Here is a 326-nt window from a genome sequence, read left to right as displayed (position 1 = left end):
CACGCGCGATCGAGCGCCTGTGTGCCGAGCTGGAGCGCGAAGAGCTGGGCCTGACCCGTTTGCGCATGACGCTCTACCGTGTCGACGGTCAGGCGCGCGACCTGATCGTGGGCCCGGCAAGGCCAAGCCGCGACGCGGCCCATCTGGTGCGTCTGCTCAACGAGCGCCTGGACCGGGCCGAGATCGATATCGGCTTTGGTATCGACCTGTTCGAGGCCGCCGCCAGCCGCGCCTCGCCGCTGACCGGCGGCCAGGGCGATTTTCATGGGGCGGGCGAGGCCGAGGCAGACATGATGCGCTTGGCCGATCAGCTGATGGCGCGCCTG

The 326-nt window shown here is 69.6% G+C and carries 1 pseudogene; it reads left to right on the top strand.

Features of this window, described 5'->3' with window-relative positions:
- Nucleotides 1–326 (top strand): annotated as a pseudogene (locus E5162_RS14805) (Y-family DNA polymerase); the annotation flags it as partial.

This window comes from Marinicauda pacifica (assembly GCF_004793635.1).
In the GTDB taxonomy this organism is placed as follows: Bacteria; Pseudomonadota; Alphaproteobacteria; order Caulobacterales; family Maricaulaceae; genus Marinicauda; species Marinicauda pacifica.
Note: the sequence above shows the minus strand (reverse complement) of the source record. Positions and strands in the feature narration are given on the sequence as shown.